Below are 821 nucleotides of genomic sequence, written 5' to 3'. Positions count from 1 at the left end.
ATGAGCCGTTGCCGTTGTCGTTCGCGCAGCAGCGGCTGTGGTTCCTCGACCAGCTCAGCCCCGGATCCACCGAGTACAACCTGCCGCTACCGCCACGCCGGCTCCACGGGCCCCTCGACGTCGCCGCGCTCGGCGCTGCCCTCGACGGTGTCGTGGCCCGCCACGAGGTGCTGCGCACCCGGCTCGTCGCCGGTCCGGACGGCGTGGCGTACCAGATCGTCGACCCGCCCCGGCCGGTGCCGCTTCCCGTCGTCGACATCCGCCCCGCCGCCGACCCGCACGCCGCCGTGCAGCGGCTCCTGGCGACCGACGCCGCGGCGCCGTTCGACCTGGCCACCGGCCCGATGCTCCGCGCGATGCTCGTCCGCATCGCCGCCCACGAGCACGTCCTGGCCGTCACCGTGCACCACGTCGCGTTCGACGAGTGGTCCGACCGGATCCTGCGCCGCGAGCTCGACGCGCTGTACGCCGGGCAGCCGCTGCCGCCCCTGCCGGTGCAGTACGCCGACTACGCCGTCTGGCAACGCCGCCAGCTGACCGGCCCCGCCCTCGACGGCCAGCTCGACTACTGGCGCCACCGCCTCGCTGGCCTACCCACCCTCGACCTGCCGACCGACCGCCGCCGGCCCCCGCTGCGGGAGCTCGCCGGCGCCGTCACCCGCTTCACCGTGCCGGCCGACGTCACCGACCGGCTGCGCGCGCTGTCGCAGGACCACGGCGCCACCATGTTCATGACGACCCTGTCCGCGTTCGCGGTACTGCTCGGCCGGTACTGCAACGCCGAGGACATCGTGGTCGGCACTCCGGTCGCCAACCGGGGG

Annotated in this window: 1 protein-coding gene; it reads left to right on the top strand. The window is 74.8% G+C overall.

Features of this window, described 5'->3' with window-relative positions; all coding sequences use genetic code 11:
- Positions 1–821 (top strand): condensation domain-containing protein (locus AC507J_RS32300; RefSeq protein WP_496294354.1); only part of this gene is annotated, 821 nt, incomplete at both ends.

This window comes from Micromonospora sp. PRAS1 (genome assembly GCF_059553435.1).
Note: the sequence above shows the minus strand (reverse complement) of the source record. Positions and strands in the feature narration are given on the sequence as shown.